At 72.1% G+C, this 14,392-nt stretch carries 14 protein-coding genes; 3 read left to right on the top strand and 11 right to left on the bottom strand.

Annotated features, from left to right (window positions below; genetic code table 11):
- Positions 1-141: 141 nt before the first annotated feature.
- The 3 genes from PSH03_RS09670 to PSH03_RS09660 are packed head-to-tail and all read right to left on the bottom strand — an operon-like array spanning position 142 to position 2,780.
- The gene (locus PSH03_RS09670; protein WP_091397823.1) at positions 142-807 is read right to left on the bottom strand and encodes a response regulator; all 666 of its coding nucleotides are present in this window, start codon (positions 805-807) and stop codon (positions 142-144) included.
- Positions 804-2,024, bottom strand: a complete 1,221-nt coding sequence (locus PSH03_RS09665; RefSeq protein WP_238688901.1) for a sensor histidine kinase — start codon at positions 2,022-2,024, stop codon at positions 804-806. The genes PSH03_RS09670 and PSH03_RS09665 overlap by 4 nt, the downstream gene beginning before the upstream one ends.
- A 48-nt stretch (positions 2,025-2,072) precedes the next feature.
- A complete protein-coding gene (locus tag PSH03_RS09660; protein WP_238688900.1) occupies positions 2,073-2,780 on the bottom strand; it encodes a DUF305 domain-containing protein in 708 nt (235 codons plus the stop codon).
- Positions 2,781-2,918: 138 nt separating this feature from the next.
- On the opposite strand from PSH03_RS09660, the gene PSH03_RS09655 reads away from it, so the two are divergent.
- Positions 2,919-4,364, top strand: coding sequence for an LVIVD repeat-containing protein (locus PSH03_RS09655; protein WP_238688899.1), 1,446 nt, complete (start codon positions 2,919-2,921; stop codon positions 4,362-4,364).
- Between the two features lie 155 nt (positions 4,365-4,519).
- A complete protein-coding gene (locus PSH03_RS09650; protein ID WP_238688898.1) occupies positions 4,520-5,731 on the top strand; it encodes an ArsB/NhaD family transporter in 1,212 nt (403 codons plus the stop codon).
- A 4-nt stretch (positions 5,732-5,735) separates the two neighbouring features.
- Here PSH03_RS09650 and PSH03_RS09645 read toward each other — a convergent pair whose 3' ends face one another.
- From PSH03_RS09645 to PSH03_RS09610, 8 genes are all read right to left on the bottom strand, one after another.
- A complete protein-coding gene (locus PSH03_RS09645; protein WP_210786278.1) occupies positions 5,736-6,563 on the bottom strand; it encodes a MerR family transcriptional regulator in 828 nt (275 codons plus the stop codon).
- A gap of 62 nt (positions 6,564-6,625) precedes the next feature.
- The gene (locus tag PSH03_RS09640; RefSeq protein WP_238688897.1) at positions 6,626-8,215 is read right to left on the bottom strand and encodes an asparagine synthetase B family protein; all 1,590 of its coding nucleotides are present in this window, start codon (positions 8,213-8,215) and stop codon (positions 6,626-6,628) included.
- Between the two features lie 4 nt (positions 8,216-8,219).
- Positions 8,220-9,188, bottom strand: coding sequence for a DUF5715 family protein (locus PSH03_RS09635; protein ID WP_238688896.1), 969 nt, complete (start codon positions 9,186-9,188; stop codon positions 8,220-8,222).
- A gap of 124 nt (positions 9,189-9,312) precedes the next feature.
- Positions 9,313-10,110: an isocitrate lyase/PEP mutase family protein gene (locus PSH03_RS09630; protein WP_238688895.1), complete on the bottom strand. Its 798-nt coding sequence runs from the start codon at positions 10,108-10,110 to the stop codon at positions 9,313-9,315.
- Positions 10,107-11,141 (bottom strand): cytochrome P450, encoded by a 1,035-nt coding sequence (locus tag PSH03_RS09625; RefSeq protein ID WP_238688894.1) that lies wholly within the window; start codon positions 11,139-11,141, stop codon positions 10,107-10,109. Before PSH03_RS09625 ends, PSH03_RS09630 begins: the two co-directional genes overlap by 4 nt.
- 192 nt (positions 11,142-11,333) lie before the next feature.
- The gene (locus PSH03_RS09620; protein ID WP_238688893.1) at positions 11,334-12,077 is read right to left on the bottom strand and encodes an ArsR/SmtB family transcription factor; all 744 of its coding nucleotides are present in this window, start codon (positions 12,075-12,077) and stop codon (positions 11,334-11,336) included.
- A 72-nt stretch (positions 12,078-12,149) separates the two neighbouring features.
- Entirely contained in the window at positions 12,150-12,452 is a 303-nt protein-coding gene (locus PSH03_RS09615) for a hypothetical protein (protein ID WP_238688892.1), read from the bottom strand.
- Between the two features lie 24 nt (positions 12,453-12,476).
- The gene (locus PSH03_RS09610; RefSeq protein ID WP_238688891.1) at positions 12,477-13,211 is read right to left on the bottom strand and encodes an SDR family oxidoreductase; all 735 of its coding nucleotides are present in this window, start codon (positions 13,209-13,211) and stop codon (positions 12,477-12,479) included.
- A 274-nt stretch (positions 13,212-13,485) separates the two neighbouring features.
- Here PSH03_RS09610 and PSH03_RS09605 point away from each other — a divergent pair, with 274 nt between their 5' ends.
- Positions 13,486-14,322 (top strand): helix-turn-helix domain-containing protein, encoded by an 837-nt coding sequence (locus tag PSH03_RS09605; RefSeq protein ID WP_210786286.1) that lies wholly within the window; start codon positions 13,486-13,488, stop codon positions 14,320-14,322.
- Positions 14,323-14,392 lie beyond the last annotated feature (70 nt).

Genomic DNA, 14,392 nt, shown 5'->3' with positions numbered 1-14,392 from the left:
CTCCCGGTGCAGGTGGCGGATCGGACCCCTCCGACGCTATGGCCGGCACCGGTCTGTCGATCTCCACCTGCGCGCTCGACCTGCGTGCGCCCCGGGTCGCGGTGCGCCCGCCGGTCGCTACGACCCAGGTCGTACGCGGTGTCATCCGCCGGGCGTGACCAGCCCGCTCTCGTACGCCAGGACCACTGCCTGGACCCGGTCGCGCAGCTGGAGTTTCGCCAGGATCCGCCCGACGTGGGTCTTCACCGTCGCCTCGGCCACGTGCACCCGGGCGGCGATCTCCGCGTTGGACAGCCCCTGGGCGACCAGCAGCAGCACCTCCCGTTCCCGTTCGGTGAGCTGCGCGAGTCGCGGGTCGGCGCTCGGGGCGGCGCCGAGCTGCCCCGCGAACCGGTCCAGCAGGCGCCGGGTGATCGACGGAGCCACCACCGAGTCGCCCTGGGCCACCACCCGGATCGCGGCCAGCAACTCCTCCGGCGGGACGTTCTTGAGCAGGAAGCCACTCGCCCCGGCCTGCAGCGCCGCGAAAGCGTCCGCCTCGGTGTCGAAGGTGGTCAGCACCAGCACCCGAGGGCCACCCGCGGGCCGCTCGGCGCAGAGTCGACGGGTCGCCTCCACCCCGTCCATGGTGGGCATGCGGATGTCCATCACGACCACGTCGGCCTCGGTGCGGGCGAGCACCCGCAGGGCGTCGGCGCCGTCGATCGCCTCCCCGACGACCTCCAGGTCGGGCTGGGATTCCAGCACCATCCGGAACCCGGCGCGGACCAGCGCCTGGTCGTCCACGATCACTACCCGGACCGTCATGCCGCGATCACCTCCGTTGTCGGCTCTGACGGTAGTGGCAGCCGAACCTCGACCTGCCAGCCCCCGGCCAGCCGGGGGCCGGCGGTGAGGCTGCCGTCGTACACCGTCACCCGCTCCCGCATGCCGAGCAGGCCGTGACCGCCGGACGGCGCCGGGCTGACCAGCGGGCGGCCGCGACCGTCGTCGACCACCCGGACCACGACGGCCTCGGCGGTGTACGACAGGACGACCTCGACGCCGGCGCCGACGCCGGCGTGCTTGAGCGCGTTGGTCAACGCCTCCTGCACCACCCGGTAGACGGTCAGCTCCAGGCCTGGCGGCAGGCCCGGTGGCGCACCGGTGACGGTGCTGCGGACGTGCAGACCGGCGTCGTCGAACCGGGCCAGCAGGTCGGGTAGCTCGGCCAGCGCGAGGCGTCGGTGCTCGGGGTCGGCCGCCACCGCCAGCCCGTCGGCACCGTCCGCACCGGCCGGGCCGGCGTCGCGCAGAACGCCGACCAGGCGGCGCATCTCCTCCAGCGCCTGCCGGCCGGTGTCCGCGACCACCTTGACGGCGGTGCGAGCCTGGGCGGGGTCACGGTCGAGCATGAACCGGGCCCCGTCCGCCTGGACGATCATCACGGCCATGCTGTGGGCGACCACGTCGTGCAGCTCACGGGCGATCCGGGTGCGCTCCTCGGCGACCGCCGCCCGGGACTCGGCCTCCCGCTCGCGTTCCAGGGTGGTGGCCCGCTCCTCCAGGCTGAGCACGTAGAGCCGGCGGGTCCGCACGTTCAGCGCGACCAGCCACACCGCGCCGGTGACCAACGCGTACCACAGCGCGGTCACCCACCACTGGATGACGTTGGGAGTCTGTGCGGCGGCCAGCAGCACGCCGACGGCCGCGACCGCGCCGGCCAGTACGCCGTCGCGCAGCCGCCGGCCGTACTTCACCACGCTGTACAGCGCGATCAGGACGGCCACGTCGTAGATGAGCGGACCCCAGCGGGCGATCACCTGGATCAGGGCGAGTGCCGCGACCGCCACCGTCACCGCGCTCGGGTGGGTGCGGCGGAACAGCAGCGCCACCGCCATCCCCAGGCCGACCGCCGTGGCCGCCCAACCGCCCGGCTGGTTCACCGCCGCGGCCAGGGAGACGAGGACCACCAGCGCGGCGACGGCAACGTCGAAGGCGACGCCGCGCAGCGGGCGACCGAATACTGTGCGTCTCACGGTCACCCAGCGTACGTGCCGCGACGCTCGGCCCTCGCGCCCCGCGCCCGGGGGTCAGCCGCCGAGGATCTCGCGCATGCGGTCGATCTCGACGGTCTGCTCGGTGGCGACGGAGTTGGCGAACTCGTTGAGCGTCAGGTCGGAGCCGACAGTGAGCAGGTTGGTGGCCATCTCGATGGCGCCCTGGTGGTGCTCGGTCATCATCCGGACGAAGAGCCTGTCGAAGTCCGCGCCACGGGCCGCGGCGAGCTGCCGCAGCGCCTCTGGCGACTGCATGCCGCGCATGGTGCCGTGGTCGTGCCCCTGCACCTCCGCCGGGAGGCCACGGGTCTGCAGCCAGCCGCGCATCATGCCCATCTCCGGCCCCTGGCTGGCCCGGATGCGCTCGGCGATGGCCCGGACGTCGGGGTCGGCGGCCCGGTCGGGGGCGAGCTCCGCCATCGCCAGGGCCTGCGCGTGGTGCGGGATCATCATCCGGACGAACCAGACGTCCAGCGAGTTGTGCGGGGCGGGACCGGCGTCGCGGACCTCGTGCGCCGGGCGGGTGGCCGCCGTCTCGCCCGGACGGCCGGGCGCGATGACGGTCAGGTCGGTGGGGACGGGGCTGACCGTCGGTGACGCGGCGGAGGTGGCGGGCGCGGAGACCGGCTGCGGTGCGCTCGTACCGGTGTCGCCGTCGAGGCGGATCACCATGAACACCACCAGCGGCAACACGAGAACCAGTGTGACGACCGCCAGGATGCGTGCGCGCCGATTGGTCATGGGCCACTCCCTGCAGTCGAGGTCACCGCGATGTTATCCATTGAAGAACCCGCTTTCATGTGATCCAGCTCACATCGACGTTCTTCGTCGGACGGTAACGTGTCAACCATCGTCTCCCCCTTGCGAAGGGCCCCGCCGATGATCAGATTCCACAAGCCACGGTTACGACGACTGCGTGTCGTGGCGCTCGCCACGACCGGCCTCCTCGTCGCCAGCGCCCTCGTCGCCCCGGCGAGCAACGCCCAGACGGTGCCGCAGGCTGCCAAGGCCCCCGCGCTCACCAACACGATCCCCGGCGTCGACGAGATCGTCAGCAGCCCCAACCTGCGCCAGATCGCCAACGTGCCCAAGGTCGCCCCACTGGACGCGACGAACAGCGACATCGCCTTCCAGGGCAAGTACGCGTTCGCCGGCAACTACAACGGCTTCGTCATCTACGACATCTCGCGGCCCAGCGCTCCGACGGTCAAGGCCCGGGTGCTCTGCCCGGGGTCGCAGAACGACATCTCCGTCCACGGTGACCTGCTCTTCCTCTCCACCGACTCGTCGCGCAGCGACGACTCCTGCAACAGCACCACGCAGGGGGCGGACGTGAAGGGCTCGTGGGAGGGCATCAAGGTCTTCGACATCAAGGACAAGGCCAACCCGCGCTACATCAAGTCCGTCGAGACGGCCTGCGGCTCCCACACCCACACCCTCGTGCCGGGCAAGGACCGCAAGGCCGTCTACCTGTACGTCTCGTCGTACAGCCCGCGGGCCGAATTCCCGGACTGCCAGCCGCCGCACGACTCCATCTCCATCATCAAGGTGCCGGTGAAGAAGCCGACCGACGCGGCAGTGGTCGCGACGCCGAACCTCTTCCCGGACGGTGGCTTCCCCGGCAGCCAGACCGGCTCGGCGACCACCGGTTGCCACGACATCACCGCCTACCCGTCGAAGGACCTGGCCGCCGGCGCCTGCATGGGTGACGGCATCCTGCTCGACATCAAGAACCGCGAGGCCCCCCGGGTCATCAACCGGGTCCGGGACGAGGTCAACTTCGCGTTCTGGCACTCGGCCACCTTCAACAACTCCGGCACCAAGGTGATCTTCACCGACGAGTTGGGTGGTGGCGGGGCGGCGACCTGCAACGAGACCGTCGGCCCGAACCGCGGCGCGGACGCCATCTACGACATCGCCGGCCGCGGCAACGCCCGGACGATGACCTTCCGCAGCTACTACAAGATCCCCCGGGCGAACGCCGACACCGAGAACTGCGTGGCGCACAACGGCTCGCTGATCCCGGTGCTCGGCAAGGACATCATGGTCCAGGCGTGGTACCAGGGTGGCATCTCGGTGTTCGACTTCACCGACTCGGCCAACCCGAAGGAGATCGCCTTCTGGGAGCGCGGCCCGCTCTCGGCCGACACGTTCGTCGGCGGCGGCACCTGGTCCGCGTACTACTACAACGGCCACATCTACTCCAACGACATGGTGAAGGGCCTTGACGTCCTGGAGCTGAACGACTGGCGTACCTGGTCGGCCAAGCTGACCCGCTACCAGGAGCTCAACGTGCAGACCCAGCCCAGCTACCTGGGCTGGTAGGCACCGCGCACCACACCGGGCCCGGTCTCCGATCCTCGGGGGCCGGGCCCGGCCCGGTGCGACGCCAGACTCGTCGGGGGCGGGCACGGTGGGGCCCGTCACCAGGACGGGGGTTGCGAACCGGCTGGCCAGACGCTGTGCCAACGTGAACAGACGTGACAGTTGCCGCCCCGCCCGAGCCGACCACGCGGCGCCGGCCCCACCCCCTGGACCTGGTGGCGGCCGTCCTCTTCGTGGTCGGGGCGGCCTGCGCGCTCAGCGGGCTGCTCCCCCGCGCGGAGACCACCGCCACCCTGCACCGGATCCTGCCGCTGCTGCTGTTCCTCGGCACCGTGATCGTGCTCGCCGAGCTGACCGCCGTGGCCGGTGTCTTCGACGTGCTGGCCAGCCGACTGGCCATCGTCTCCCGGGGCAGGTGGGCCGTACTGTTCCTGCTCTGTGGTGGTCTCGCCACGCTGACCACCCTCGTGCTCAACCTCGACACCACCGCAGTGCTGCTCACCCCGGTGCTGCTCGCGCTGGCCCGGAACCTGCGGATCCCCGCCGCCCCGCTCGCCGTCACCACGGTCTGGCTGGCGAACACGGCGAGCCTGCTGCTGCCGGTGTCCAACCTGACCAACCTCCTCGCCGCCGACCGGGTCGGGCTGGCACCCCTGGCGTACGCGGCCCGGATGGCGTTGCCGCAGCTCACCTCCGTCGTGGTCACCATGGCGCTGCTCTGGCTCGGGTGGTGGCGGCGGGAGCGGCCCGCCGGTGGGCGCTTCGTCCCGCCGACCCGGCACGTGCCGGCCGACCCGGTGCTGCACCGTACGGCGCTCGCCGCTTGCCTGATCTTCGTCGCCGGCATCCTCGCCGGCGTGGAGATCGAGATCGCCTCCACCGTCGGGCTCGCGCTGGTGCTTGTCGGTTTCCTGGTCCGCTCCCCCGCCACGCTGCGCCCGGAGCTGGTCCCGGTGCGCCTGCTGTTCTTCGTCACCGGCCTGTTCCTGGTGGTGCAGACCCTCGGCCGGCACGGGCTGGACGACCTGGTCGGCACCCTGGTCGGCGCCGACGGTGGCGCGCTGGGCGCCCTGCGCGCCGGTGGCACCGGAGCGCTGCTCGCCAACGCCGTGAACAACCTGCCCGCCTACCTGGCCGGCGAGTCGGTGCTGCCGACCGGTGACCACACCCGCCTGCTGGCCCTGCTGATCGGCACCAACGTCGGCCCGCTGGCCGCCCCCTGGGCGTCACTGGCCACCCTGCTGTGGTTCGAGCGCTGCCGGGCGGCCGGGGTGGCGGTGCCGGTGACCCGGTTCGTGCTGACCAGCACCCTGCTCGCGGTCACCGCGACGCTCGCCGCGGTCGGCGCGCTGCTGCTGGTGAACTGAGCGCTCAGTCGCGGTACACGGCGACCTGAAGTTCGGTTACGCCCTTCTCCGGGGTGTCCGGGCAGTAGTCGAGGTAGACCTCCCGGGCGAAGCCGTCGGTGCGGTAGCCGTTCTCCTCGATCCACCGGGCGAGCGCCTGCATGCTCGGCTCGACGTCGTCCATCGCACCGCGATGGATGATCGTCGCAGCGTTGCGCAGCTCCGGCAGGTCGCGCACCGTGACGTCGGACGCCGCTGACGGCTCGGCGTCGACGAGCACACCGGCGTGGACGACGACGGCGTCGCCGCCCGGGTCGGCCGGCTCGTACCAGGCGATGCCCGGCCCCGTCGGCGTGATCCCGGCGGCGTCCAGCCGACGGAACAGCTCCGGGTAGAGCGGTTGGATCACCGGGCCGATGTCCTCGCCCCGGTAGCTGGACGCGACGGCGGTCAGCTCCGCGACGCGGACCGGCGCGATCTCCTTGAGGACGACGTCCTGGGTGGTCATCCGACCCTCCGACTCGATCATTCGGAGCCTCGCCTCGACAGCCGTGAGCCGGGCCGTGTCGGCGGCCAACTGTTCCGCCAGTTGGCTCCGGCGCAACCGCAACATGCCACGCAGCTCGGCCACGTCGACGGCGTCGTCGACGATCGCGCGCACCTGTTCGAGGGTGAGGCCCAGCTCCTTGAGGGCGATCACCCGGTTGAGCCGGCGCAGCTGGTCCGCGCGGTAGAAGCGGTAGCCGGTGTGCGGGTCGACGCTGGCGGGGGGCAGCAGGCCGATGCTGTCGTAGTGGCGCAGCATCCGCACCGACACCCGGCCGAGTCTGGCGAAGTCTCCGATGGTGAACATGGTCCCCCCACACTCGTCCCTGACACCGTGTCAGAGTCAAGCGTGGCGTGCGGGGGCGGCCGTCAGTGGCGGGCGGGGCGCGGGCCGACCAGCCGGCGGACCATCGGAGCGGCGTTCCACTTGGCCGCGCCGACCAGGTCGCGGGCGTGCTCCAGGACCGTGTAGTCGGGTCGGGTCAGCCCGTCGGCGATGGCCCGGTCCAGGTCGTTGCCGCAGCGGCTCAGCACGGTGTCGAAGTCCCGCCGGACCGGCTCCTGCAGGTCGTAGCCGAAGGAGCGGTGCAGCCGGGCGAAGAGCGGCTTGTACAGCCGGACCCGCTCGTGCAACCCCGACGAGTACGACATCGGGTTCTTCGGACGGCGCAGGACGTAGTCCGGCAGCACGTCGGCGAACGCCCGCCGGACGATCCACTTCTCCTGCCCGTGTCGCAGCTTCAGATCCACCGGCAACCGCATCGCCAGCTCCACCACGCTGAGGTCGAGGAACGGCACCCGGGCCTCCACGCCGTACGCCATGGCGGCCCGGTCGACGCGCTGCAACTCGGTGCGGCACAGGTTGCGGATCCGGTGCAGGAACAGTCGGCGGGCCGCCGCCGGGGCGACCTGGCGGTACATCGGGTACCCGCCGAACAGCTCGTCGGAGCCGTCGCCGGTCAGCACCACCTTGATGCCCAGGTCGCGGAGCCGCCGAAAGATCGGCACCGAGACGACCGCGTTGATGATGTCGCCGTACTCGGTCAGCTCGGAGATCCGGATGGCCTCGCGGACGTCGGCGAGCCGGATGTCACGCGGTCGCAGCTCGACCACCACGTGTGGCACGTCGAGGTCGGCGGCGAGCCGCCGGGCGTACGCCACGTCGGGGCTGTCGGCCACGCCGACGGTCACCGCGACGCAGTCCGGGTGGATGTCGCGCACCTGCCGCAGGGTCAACGAGCTGTCCAGCCCACCGGAGAGCACCACCCCGACGGTCAGGTCGGTCTCCACCCGCATCCGGATCGCGTCGCTGAGCGCGGCACGGACCAGCAGCGCGGCCTCGTCCGGGTCGTCGATGACCGGCAGGCCGTCGCCGATGGTGAGCAGGTCGACGTACGGGTTCAGTCGCACCTGCCCGTCCACCTCCGCCCAGCCGTGGTGCCCGGGCGGCACCTCGGCGATCGGGGCGCCGTGCCCGACGAGCGCCTTCACCTCGGAGGCGAGGTGCAGGCAACCGGGTCGACGGGACCAGTACAGCGGCTTGACCCCGAGCGGGTCGCGGGCCAGGTACGCCCGGCCGGTGGCCCGTTCGACGACAGCGAAGGCGTACTCACCACGGAGTCGGGTGACCGCCGCCTCGCCCCACTGCTGGAACGCGGCGAGCAGCACCTCGGTGTCGCTCTCGGTGCGGAAGGCCTGCCCCAGGCGGGTCAGCTGCGCCCGCAGCTCCCGGTAGTTGAAGATCTCGCCGTTGAAGCAGAGCAGCCACCGCTCGTCGGTCGACGTCCACGGTTGCACCGCCCGGTCCCGGTCGACGACCCGCAGCCGGCGGGTGCCGGCGAGCAGCCCGCTCTCGGACCGGGTCTCGGTGACCTCACCGCGCGGGGCCAGGGCGGCGAGCATCCGCCGGAAGGTCGCGGGGTCGGCCTCGGGACCGATGCTCAACGCGATGCCGCACACCGGCTCAGACCCCCATCTCGGCCTCGTACGCCCGGCGTAGGCGACGCCGGGCGGTGGGCGCGAGACACACGTGCCAGGCCTGCCCCTCGTCGATCACGTTCAGCTCACCGGCCTCCTGCCGGCTCAGCAGCAGCTCCGCCAGGGCCTCGCGCGCGCCGAAACGCTCGAACCAGGCCAGCTCGACGTCGGCCGAGTAGCCGAGGCAGTGCCCGCTGGGCAGCATCGCCGCGTAGCCCAGGCGGCGCAGCCGGTACTGGTGCTCGGCGCTGCGGACCAGGCTGGTCACCCAGAGCGGCGGGGTGGCCGGCGGCGCGACGGCGGTGAACTCCCGTCCGATGTCGTTGAGCAGCGCCACCACCTCGCGCCGAGCGCGGCGGAACAGCAGCCCCGCGGTACGCGGGGTGGCGTCGGGTCGCAGCCGGCGACGCAGCCCGCGGGCGGCCCGGCCCAGTATCGTGGCGGGCTGCTCCTGGTAGCGGAAGCGCAGCAGGTCGCGGCGGCGCAGCCACTCCAGGTCGACCAGCTCGGGGCTGCCGTTGACCTGGTCGTCGGTGACGAAGGTCGGTGCGTCCTGCCACCACAGCACGTCGATGCGGGAGAGCAGGTAGATCCGGACCAGCGCGCGGAGGTCAGTTGCCGAGGTGCGGTCGTTCGGTTGGTAGCGGGCCATCTCCAGCAGCAGCGTCTCGCGCGCGCCGATCAACCCCTGCGGCGTGGCGTCGAGGACCGCGGCGAGCGCCGGCTCCCGCAGCCGCTCGTCGATGAGCACCTGCCGGGCCCGGGTGCTCGCCGCGTCGGCCAGGGCGCCGACCTCGACCAGCAGTTCGGCGACGGCGGCCCGGTAGGCGGGCAGGTCGGGGGCGGGGGCGGAAACGCGGCGGGGGGTCGCACCGGAGGGTCGACGGCGGGCCGGAGCGGTGGGCGACGGAGGCGAACCGGGCTGCTGTCCCGGGCTACGGCTGGGCACTCGCATGACGGGTCCCTCTCTCCGGTCACGGCACTGGGTGGTTCGCCCTGAAACACACCGTAATCATCGGGACCGGAACGGACCGAACATTCCTCCTATCTCCCCCCTAACGGAGCGCCGGCAGCCATCGTCAGTCGCCGTCCGTCAGCACCAGGGCCTGCACCTCGGCGTACGACGGCAGTCCCCCCGGCATGGTGGACCCGCCGTCGCGGACGGCGTCGGCGGCGGCGAGCGCGGCGCCCAGCGCGGCCCGGAACAGCAGCGAGCCGGTGCTGACCCGGGCCGCCCCGGCCCCGCCCAACTCAGCCAGCCCTGGGCCGCCCGGCTGGTACAGCGCGTTCACCGGAGCGTCGATCCGCTCGGTGAGGATGCGCAGGGTGGCCAGGTCGACGGTCCCGGGCACGAAGATCCCGTCGGCACCGGCCAGCCGGTAGGCGCGAGCGCGAGCGAGGGTCTGCGGCAGTGGGTCGTCCACCCCGAGCCACCAGGTGTCGGTGCGGGCGTTGACGAACAGCTCCGGCACCGCCGCCTTCACTGCCACAATCTTGGCAGCGGCGACCTCGGTGTCGGCGAGAGTGCCGTCGGCACGCCCGTCCTCCAGGTTGATCCCGACCACGCCGGCCCCGGCCAACTCCGCCACGTACTCGGCGACCTCGACCGGGTCGTCGCTGAACCCGGCCTCCACGTCCACGCTGAGCAGCACCGGCATCCGAGCCAACCGGCGGGCCAGGGCGAGGGTCTCCCCCGCGGTGGCCGCGGTCCCGTCGGGCAGGCCGGCGGTCGCGGCGACCCCGAGGCTGGTGGTGCCGATGGCCGGATGTCCACGCGCGGCGAGCGCCGCCGCCGAGGCGTGATCCCACGCGTTGGGCAACAGCAGGGGGCGGCCGGCGCGGTGCAGGGCGTGGAACGCCGCACGACGTTCGATCATCGGACGCTAACCTCCAGAGTTGTCGGCACCCGCAGGGTCGGGTGCGGCTCGTGGCGCACCGGGGTCGGAGCACGCCGGCAGCGTTCCCGCAGCACGTCGAGCACCCCGCTGGCCAGCGCCAGGGCGTGCCGGTCGCCGGGGCAACCCCGCTCCCCCGTCCCGAAGGTCAACAGCCCGGCACCGGGCCGACCGGGCTGGAACGTCGCGGGCTCGGTGAACGCCTGCGGGTCACGGTTGGCCGCGTCGAAGCGCAGCAGCACGGGGCTTCCGGCCGGCAGATCCCGCCCGCCCAGCCGTACCTCGTCGACGGTGACCCGTCGGGTGGCCCGGACCGGCGGGTCGAGGCGCAGCACCTCGGCCAGCAGGTCGGCGGTCGGTACCGTGGCCGCCGCTCGCGGGCCGGCCGGGGGCACCAGGTGATGGGCGGCGGCGCCGATCAGGCCGGCCGTCGCGTCGCACGCCTGGACCAGCAGACCGATCAGGTTCGCCAGTACCTCCGGCGGACCCTGCGGCGCGAGTGCCAGCAGCGTCGTCACCGCCCGGTCGGCCCGCGAGGTCGAGGCCGGGTCCACCCCCGGGTGGTACGCCGCCGCGACGACAGCGACCGCCGTCCCGGCGGCTGCCGGATCAGCGAAACCGAGGCGATCGGCCAACGCCCGCAGCGGCACCGGCCGGGCCAGTTCCCGCATCACGTCGACGCGGTCGCCGGCGCGGTCGAGAACGGCCACTGTCAGCCGCGCCGCGTCCTGTCGCAGGTCGTCCGGGGCCAGCGCGGCCAGCGCGCTCACTGCGACCGCCCGACGGTCGGCGTGCTGTCGTGGTGAACTGAACCGGCTGACCGTGGCGCGCAGCCAGGCGAGGGTGCCGGGCGGACCGGTGTCGACGGCCGGCACCTGGAATGCCCTGTCGGTCAGCGCCGCGCGTACGTCGGCGTGCCGGGTCACCCACCAACCGCGTTCCGGTTCGAACGAGGGCGGCCCACACGCCGGTGTTCCCGGGGCGGGCGCAATGTACGGCCAGTTGTCAGTCACCGCCCGACCGTAGGGCGCGAACCGTTCGCCCCACACCGAACGATCCCGCCCCGCCCCGCGCTGACCCTGCTCCGCGATCTTGCATTTTCTGTCCCGACGCAAGGGGCATATCCACGCATCTCAGCAACGGAAAGTGCAAGATCGGCGTGGTCCTCTTGCTCGACCGCCACTGGCGACGGCTGCCGCTGCGCGTCAGGCTCGGCCGCTGGTGGGTGCCGGGAAAGAAGCGGGGGCGAGGGTGTCGTCGGGGACGTCCAGGGTCTCGGCGAGGGCGACGCGGCCGGTGGGGGTGAGACGGATGGCGCGGCCGGCGCCCTGGCTGATCCAGCCCAGATCGGTGAAGCGGCGGCAGAGCGCCGCGCCGAGTGCTCCGGCCAGGTGCGGGCGGCGCTCGGTCCAATCCAGGCAGTCGCGGACCACCGGGCGTCGACCGGTGCGCAGCAGATGCACCGGTACGCCCAGTTCGGTCGCCCACGCCCATCCTTCGGAGGTCAACGCCAACCCGCTGGACTGGTCCAGCCGTCCGCCGGCCAGCAGCGCGTCGTACATCAGCACGCCGAGCCGCCCCGCCAGGTGGTCGTAGCAGGTCCGGGCGTACGCCAGGGCGGCGGTGGAGGTCGCCGCCCGCAGCGACCCGGTCGGTGCGGGCGTCGTTGGGGCGTGGCCGGCCAGGTCCTCGATCAGCTGGGCCACCGACGGCCCGGCCAGCCGCAGGTAACGGTGCCGGCCCTGCCGTTCCTCGACGAGCAGCCCACCGCGGACGAGTCGGTTGAGGTGGTCGCTGGCCGTCGACGGGGCGACACCGGCGCGCCGGGCCAGCTCGCCGGCGGTCCACGCCCGCCCGTCGAGCAGCGCGACACAGATGCTGGCCCGGGTGCCGTCGGCCAGCAGAGCGGCCACCTCGGCCATCCCCCGCCCCTCGGCACCTGCGGTCATCGCCTCATCATGCCCGGCGATGGCGGCGCATCAGCGGTGCGGGTGCCTGGCTCGAACCGACGGCCGCCACGATCAGGTGACCTCGTGCAACACCGGGACGATCCGGAAGTCGACGGTGGCGTGGTCGATGGTCGCGTGCACCGGCGAGTCGGCCATTTCGGTCATGATCCCTGACGCGCTGCGCCGGCCGTCCGCCACCGAGTCCCAGGCGACGATGTCGGTGATCGTGCCATCATCGGTCGCGATAATGCGGCGCCAGCGGAAGCCGGGCTGGCGTCGTAGGTAGTCGTCGATGTCTTTGTTGGACTTGACGAAGTCGGCGCCGGTGAGGCCGGGGACGAGCCGGAATGTCGTCATCTCGAGCGCTTCACTCATGATCTTTCTCCTCCTCGTGCGTGTTCAGCCTTGCGCGGTGGACCGCATGATGATCTCGTTGACGTCGACTGTGTCGGGCTGCGCGATTGCGTGGGCGATGGCGTCGGCCACCGCCGAGGCTGGCATGCCGAGTTCCTCGGTCGCTGCCCGAGCGGCAGCCTGGATCTGCGGGTCACCGCCGCGCTGGGTGAGTTCGGAGTGGGTGTACCCCGGGCTGACCAGGGTCACCCGGACGTCCCGGTTCTCCTGACGCAGGCCTTCGGTGAGCGCCCGGATGGCGTACTTGGTGGCGCAGTACACCGACGCCGTCGGGTCGACACGGTAGGCAGCGGAGGAACCGACGTTGATGATGTGGCCCTTGCCGCGGGCCCGCATGAGCGGCAGGGCCGCCGCGACGCCGTGCAGCGTGCCGCGTAGGTTCACGTCGATCATCTGGTCCCACTCGTCAGTCCGCAGGGAGTCGAGCGTGGACAGGGCCATCACCCCGGCGTTGTTGATCAAAACGTCGATGCGCCCGTGCCGGTCATGCACGCCCTCGACGAAGCCGAGCACGCTGTTCCTGCTGGTCACGTCGAGTTCCTGGTAGTCGGCCGTGCCGCCGTCATGGCGCAGTTCATCGACGAGCGCGGCGAGCCGCTCGACCCGTCGCGCGCCAAGCACGACGTGGTGGCCGTCGGCGGCCAACCTGCGGGCGGTCGCCGCACCGATGCCGCTGCTCGCGCCGGTGATAAGAATGATCTTTGAGGATGGGCTGGTCACTGCTGCTCCTGGTCTCGGTTGGTGCCTGCGTCGAGGCAGCGCGTGTCCAACCATCCTGCGGCGGCCGGGAGCCGGGAAGGGCGGCCTTTCCTAGGTGCACCGCACCCTGGAACGCCGCCCTGGACCTGCACGGCTCCGTCCGCCCCGGCCATCACACCGACCCAGCCCGGTTTCGACGTCGCTGTCCGGTTCCGCTGGCGAACGGCTGCCGGCGATGCCCGCCGTCGCGGTAGCGGCCGTCGAGGGCGGGGACCGGAGCTTTAGGCTGGTGGACATGGTCGCCACCAGCAACGGGCTCGGCGACTACCTCCGAGCCCAGCGTGCCCGTGTCGACCCCAGGGACGTTGGACTGCGCGGGGGCGGCGACCGCCGGGTGTCCGGGTTGCGCCGTGAGGAGATCGCGGTGCTGGCCGGCGTGAGCGTCGACTACTACGCCCGCCTCGAACAGGGCCGGGAGCGCAACCCTTCGGCGCAGGTGCTCGACGCGATCGGACGGGCCCTGCGCCTCGACCTGGATGCGCGCGGCCACCTCTTCCGGCTCGCCGGGCTGAACCCCAGCCTGGGTCCGACGAGCTTTCGAGATTCGGTTCACCCCGAGTTGCTGCGGCTGTTGGACGCGTTCCCCACCTCCGCCGCCTACGTGCTCAACCCCGCGTTCGACGTGCTGGCCACGAACAATGTGGCGGCGGCACTGCTGTCACCCTTCGTGGGCACTGTCAACATGGTCCGGGTGCTGTTCCAACATCCGCAGGCGCGCACCGTCTTTCCGGACTGGCCAACTCTTACCGAGAACGTCGTACACGCTCTGCGGCTCAATGCCGGCCTCTTTCCAAACGACCCGGAGATCCAGTCGCTGGTGGCCGACCTGGGGCGGGGCTCGCCAGAGTTCCGGACCCTCTGGGCGAACCAGAGCGTGCGCGGTCTTACCAGGATGTTCAAGGTGGTGCAGCACCCGGCCGCCGGACGGATCGAGTTGACCTACCAGACGTTCGACGTCCGTGATGCGCCCGGACAGCAGCTCCTGGTCGGCATGCCGGAGCCGGGGAGCCGCAGCGCCGAGGCCCTCGCCGCACTGGCCACCACGTACAGCCTGCCTGACAGGCGTCGGTGAGGCGCTTGCCTACTGCCCTACTCTGGAGGAGCCGCGGCGCCACTTCGGCAAGTCGGGGCCTTAGCGCCTG

The organism is Micromonospora salmantinae, from assembly GCF_022230905.1.
GTDB lineage: Bacteria > Actinomycetota > Actinomycetes > Mycobacteriales > Micromonosporaceae > Micromonospora > Micromonospora salmantinae.
This window is presented reverse-complemented; position numbering and strand designations above follow the sequence as displayed.